At 71.4% G+C, this 5,225-nt stretch carries 7 protein-coding genes; 2 read left to right on the top strand and 5 right to left on the bottom strand.

The annotated features are described in order from the left end of the window. From ACYVE7_RS28580 to ACYVE7_RS28595, 4 genes are all read right to left on the bottom strand, one after another. Positions 1-494: NRDE family protein (locus tag ACYVE7_RS28580; protein WP_460368919.1), on the bottom strand; the 494-nt coding region annotated here is incomplete at its 3' end. A 64-nt stretch (positions 495-558) separates the two neighbouring features. After that, positions 559-1,278 (bottom strand): SCO1664 family protein, encoded by a 720-nt coding sequence (locus tag ACYVE7_RS28585; RefSeq protein ID WP_460368921.1) that lies wholly within the window; start codon positions 1,276-1,278, stop codon positions 559-561. Continuing rightward, positions 1,275-1,826 carry a DUF3090 domain-containing protein gene (locus ACYVE7_RS28590; protein ID WP_460368923.1) on the bottom strand — a complete coding sequence of 184 codons (552 nt, stop codon included), beginning with the start codon at positions 1,824-1,826 and terminating at the stop codon, positions 1,275-1,277. The genes ACYVE7_RS28585 and ACYVE7_RS28590 overlap by 4 nt, the downstream gene beginning before the upstream one ends. Positions 1,827-1,836: 10 nt before the next feature. Next, positions 1,837-2,508 carry an MSMEG_4193 family putative phosphomutase gene (locus tag ACYVE7_RS28595; protein WP_460368924.1) on the bottom strand — a complete coding sequence of 224 codons (672 nt, stop codon included), beginning with the start codon at positions 2,506-2,508 and terminating at the stop codon, positions 1,837-1,839. A 30-nt stretch (positions 2,509-2,538) separates the two neighbouring features. Here ACYVE7_RS28595 and ACYVE7_RS28600 point away from each other — a divergent pair, with 30 nt between their 5' ends. Beyond that, positions 2,539-3,510, top strand: a complete 972-nt coding sequence (locus tag ACYVE7_RS28600) for a magnesium and cobalt transport protein CorA (RefSeq protein ID WP_460368925.1) — start codon at positions 2,539-2,541, stop codon at positions 3,508-3,510. Here ACYVE7_RS28600 and ACYVE7_RS28605 read toward each other — a convergent pair. Next, a complete protein-coding gene (locus ACYVE7_RS28605) occupies positions 3,488-4,048 on the bottom strand; it encodes a hypothetical protein (protein WP_460368927.1) in 561 nt (186 codons plus the stop codon). The two genes, ACYVE7_RS28600 and ACYVE7_RS28605, sit on opposite strands and share 23 nt — an antisense overlap. Before the next feature lie 123 nt (positions 4,049-4,171). Between ACYVE7_RS28605 and ACYVE7_RS28610 the strand changes: the two genes are divergently transcribed. Beyond that, complete coding sequence (locus ACYVE7_RS28610) at positions 4,172-5,107, top strand: aldo/keto reductase (RefSeq protein WP_460368929.1); 936 nt, start codon at positions 4,172-4,174, stop codon at positions 5,105-5,107. Positions 5,108-5,225 lie beyond the last annotated feature (118 nt).

Consider the following 5,225-nt stretch of genomic DNA (forward strand, 5'->3'; position numbering starts at 1 on the left):
CGGATCCCGTCCAGCCCCGCCCGGGGGATCGACCCCCCGGAAGCCGTGCAGGCGCCGCCGAGGCCCGTGTTCACCACCAGATGGGTGCCGGGCTCCAGCCACTGGTCGGTCAGCTCCTCGCCCGTCCAGCTCCACAGCCGCACCCGGCCCGGCTCCCCGCAGATCAGATGGAACGGATCCATCCGCTTCAGATCCAGGTCGCCGAGCCCGCCGTCGCCCGCCGCCCGCAACGGCAGATCGCCGCGCGACAGCCGCCGGTCGTCCAAGGCCAGCACGCCCGTCCCGTTGAGCACGCAGCCCACCCGCCGCTCCGCCGGATCGACGGCCAGCCAGGTGCCGCCCGCCAGCCGGTCCCGGCCGCCCACCACACCCGGACGGCCGGGCCAGAACTCCGCGGGCGGATCCCACGCCCGGTCGGTGTACTCGTCACGGATGCCGGCCAGCAGCAGAGGGAACCGGGCCGACGGGTCGAAGGAGATCAGAGCGGTGCACACACCGCCATTTCAGCAAGCGGACGGCAGAGCGCTCACATCGGGGGCCGGTTCACATCGGGCCGGCTCACATCGGGGGCCAGGGAATGGCCGGCCAGTCCTCCGGCGGATACGGATGCACCCGGTGCTTCAGCATCAGCTCGACCCGCCTGCGGGTCGCCTCCACCTCGTCCGCCGTGATGTGCTCGGCCAGCGCCCGCGCCAGATCGCCGTCCAGCCGCGCCCGCACCTTCTGCAGCGCCTGCACCGACAGCGGTTTGAGCGGCTTGCCGCGCCACTGCCACAGCACGGTCCGCAGCTTGTAGTCGGTGGAGAAGCTGACACCGTGGTCGCAGCCGTGCACGTGGCCGCCGTCGACGGGCAGCAGATGGCCGATCTTCCGGTCGGCGTTGTTGATGACGGCGTCGAACACCGCCATCCGCCGGACCGCCGGATCGTTGGCCCGCGACAGCGCCACCAGATCGACCGTCTCGTCGGTGTCGATCCACAGCTGCACCATGCCGGGGCCGTACGGGCCGTCGCGGTGCACGGTCGGCGGGACGACCCGCCAGCCCATCGCCTGCGAGACCAGATACGCCGACACCTCGCGTCCCGCGAGGGTGCCGTCGGGGAAGTCCCACAGCGGCCGCTCCCCCGCGACCGGCTTGTACACGCATTTCGCGGTGACGCCGTCGAGCTCGATGTCGCACCGGAGCGTCGCGTTCGACGCCTGGACGATCCTGCCTTCGACGGTGAGCGCGCCATGGGCGAGGAGCTGCTCGGCGTCCTCAACCGGGGAGGCCGTCATGATGTTCTGAGATGCCCGTTCTGCCGGGGGCACACATGCCCGAGCGCGTCGAGGGGAAGCCCGCACAGCGGGCAGGGCGGCCGCCCGGCGGCCACCAGCTTCAGGGCGCGTTCGGCGAACGCGCGGGCCTGGGTCGCGGTGATCGACACCCGGAGGACCGACCCGTCCTCAGGCTCGTCCTCGTCCTCGTCGGGGTCCTCCTCGCCGGTCTCCCGCGCCTCGACGATGATCCGTTCGGCTTCGGGATCCCAGGCCAGGGCCATCGAACCGACCCGGAACTCCTCGTCGACGGGCGGATCCAGCGGCCCGTCGTCACGGAGCGCCCCGAGGGCCGCCGCCGGAACCTCGGCGGTCCCGCCGCTCAGCCTGCGCACCTCGTCCAGCAGCTCCTCCAGCCGCTCCGCGAGCAGGCTGACCTGGAACTTCTCCAGACCGACGCTGGTCACGCGGCGGCCCTTCCGCGCCTGGAGATAGAACTCCCGCTGGCCGGGCTGGCCGACGGTACCGGCGACGAACCGGTCCGGGTTTTCATAGGTGATGACCGGCATGAATCGAACCCTACGCGCCGCCGCCGACAGGCGCGTCACTGTCCCCCCGGTTCACCGGCACCAGCCCCTGGACGGTGCCGCCGCTGTCGTTGAGCCGCACCAGGAACGGGCGCGTCTCGGTGTACCGGATGACGGTGACGGACGCCGGATCGACCTGGATCCGCTGGAACTGATCGAGATGCAGCCCGAGGGCGTCCGCGACGACCGACTTGATGACGTCGCCGTGCGAGCAGACCGCGTACACCGCGTCCGCGCCCAGCCGCTCGTTCCACTCCCGGACCGCCCGCACCGCCCGGTGCTGCGCCGCGGCCAGGGACTCGCCGTCCTCGCCGGGGAAGGTGACGGCGCTCGGATGCTCCTGGACGACCCGCCACAGCGGCTCCTTGGCCAGCTCCGCCAGCTCCCGGCCGGTCCAGTCGCCGTAGCGGACCTCCCCGAACCGCTCGTCGACCTCGGGTTTGTCCAGGCCGTCACGGCCCGCCAGCAGCGCCTGCGCGGTCTCCACGCACCGCTCCAGCGGGCTGGTCACGACCAGGTCCAGGGCGAGGCCCGCCAGCCGGGCCGCGACGGCCTCGACCTGGGCGCGGCCCCGCTCGTCCAGGGGGACGCCCGGAGTCCAGCCGGTCAGGACCGGACCTGTCTTGGCGGTGAGGCCATGGCGAACGAGCAGAACCGTAGTCACATCGTCAGGATATGCCGGACAATGTCGGTCATGATTATCGACTGCGCCATCTACCGGGACGGCTTCCGGGAGGACGTCGACGGCGACCTGGCCGCCGCGCTGTCCACCGCGCGTCTCGAGGACGGCGCGTTCCTCTGGATCGGGCTGCACGAGCCGTCCCCCAGCGAGTTCGACGAGGTCAAGAAGGAGCTGAAGCTCCACCCCAACGCCATCGAGGACGCCGCCAAAGGCCACCAGCGGCCCAAGCTCGAACACTACGGCGACACCGTGTTCATCGTCCTGAAGACGGTCTCCTACGACCGGCCGTCGGCCATCGAGGTCGGCGAGATCATGCTGTTCGTCGGGCCCGACTTCGTCATCACCGTCCGGCACGGCAAGGCCAACCCGCTGGCCTCGGTCCGCACCCGGCTCGAGGCCGACCACGCGCTGCTGGCCTCCGGCGGGCCCGGCGCCGTCCTGTACGCCGTCTGCGACGACATCGTCGACTCCTACGACCGGATCGCCCACGAGATCGAAGCCGACATCATCGCGCTGGAACGGCGGATCTTCACCCGGGGCAAAGAGGACGTCACCGAGGACATCTACACCCTGAAACGCGAGATCCTGGAGTTCCGCACCGCCGAGGACCCGCTGATCCCCGTCATCCAGGAGATCGCCAAGGGCCGGGTGCCGTTCTGCGTGAAGATCGAGGCCCAGTTCCGCAACGTCCTGGACCACCTGCTCCGCACCGACCAGCAGATCGACGCGCACAACGAGCTCGTCACCAACGTCCTCACCGCCCATCTCGCGCTGCTCGGCAAACAGCAGAACGAGGACGTCAGGAAGATCTCCTCATGGGCGGCGATCCTCGCGGTGCCGACCGCGATCGCCGGGATCTACGGGATGAACTTCGAGCACATGCCCGAGCTGAAATGGCACGCCGGATACCCGATGGTGCTGGCCCTGATGGGGGGGCTCTGCTTCCTGCTCTACCGGAAGTTCAAGAAGTCCGGCTGGCTCTGAACGGGCCGAGGAGGGTCGCCCACAGCTCCGTCACGACGCCCTCGCGCTCCAGCCGCGCCCTGATCCCGTCGATCGAACGGCGCGTCGGGATCGCCAGCACCAGCATCATCGGGAACCCCAGCCCGAACGCCACGGCCATCGGCATCAGGCTGTCGGACACCATCGACAGCGGCAGGCCCGCCAGCACCACGGCCTCGGTCATCGCGAACCGCAGGAACACCGTCGCGCGGAACGAGCTCGACGCCGCCGCCGCGACCTTGTGAGCGGGCAGCTTCGGCGACAGCGCCGGCGGGATCCGCAACGCCACCACCAGCACCGCGACGGCCAGCAGCACCACCGCGGCCTCCGCCCACGCGGGCGGCGCCGACAGGCTGGTCGTCTCGATCCGGACGATGAACGGCGAGACGCCCGCCACCAGCACCGGCATGAACAGCAGCGCCAGGAAGGTCACACGGAGCTGGCCGAGCATGGTGCGCGAGCCCAGGGAAGCCAGGAATCCCGGGTCGGCCGGCGCGGGGAGGGCGGAGTCTGCTGCCACGGGCGGAACCTTAACCCGCGACGGCACTCCAGTGACAGGGCTCACGGCAGAGTTTCGGCGTAGCGCGCCTCACGCGGAGGAATCGCCCGGGACGTCCGCGACACCTACTAGGCTCGTGTCCTTATGGAGCAGCGGCAGCTCGGGCGGAGCGGGCTCATGGTGTCCCGGCTGGGGTTGGGGACCATGACATGGGGCGACGGGACCGACCCGAACGAGGCGGCGTCGCAGCTCGCGACGTTCGTCGAGGCGGGCGGCAACCTCGTCGACACCGCGGACGTGTACGGCGACGGCGTCAGCGAGCGGATCCTCGGCCAGCTCCTAGCGTCCGTGGTCGAGCGCGACGATATCGTCGTCGCCACCAAGGCGGGGGTGACGCCACGCGGGTACGACGGATCCCGCCGCCATCTCCTCGCCGCCCTCGACCGGTCGCTCGACCGGCTGGGCGTGGAGTACGTCGACCTGTGGCAGGTCCACACCCACGACCCCGCCACCCCCTACGAGGAGACCCTGGCGGCGCTCGACGAGGCCGTCGCCTCGGGCCGCGCCCGGTACGTGGGGGTGTCGAACTACAGCGGCTGGCAGCTCGCGACCGCCGCGACCTGGCAGCGCGCCTGGCCTGGCCGGTGCCCCGTCGTCTCCGACCAGGTCGAGTACTCGCTGCTGCAGCGCGACGCCGAACGCGAGATCGTGCCCGCCGCCCTCGACTCCGGGACGTCGGTGCTGGCCTGGTCGCCGCTCGGCCGCGGTGTCCTCACCGGCAAATACCGGACCGGGATCCCCGCCGATTCCCGCGCGGCGCGCGACCGGCTCGAGGAGTTCGTGGCACCGTATCTGGGCGAGCAGAGCGCCCGCATCGTGGAGTCCGTGGCGATCGCCGCCGACGGTCTCGGCGTCACTCCGCTCGCCGTCGCCCTGGCCTGGGTCCGCGACCAGCCGGCCGTGGCCGCCGCCCTGGTGGGCGCGCGGACCACCACCCAGCTCCGCGCCGCCCTCGCCGCCGACGAACTGACCCTGCCCGACGAGATCCGCGACGCACTGGACGATGTATCCGATGTCTAGCCCCACCGCCTTCTCCCAGCTGCCGCCCGCACTGGTCGCCCGCACCCGCGCCTACCTGGGCGACGACGCCGAGGCGCTGCTGCGCGGCGACCCGTGGGAGCTGCTGCGCGTCCCCGGC

The sequence above is a fragment of the Actinocorallia lasiicapitis genome (assembly GCF_054778695.1).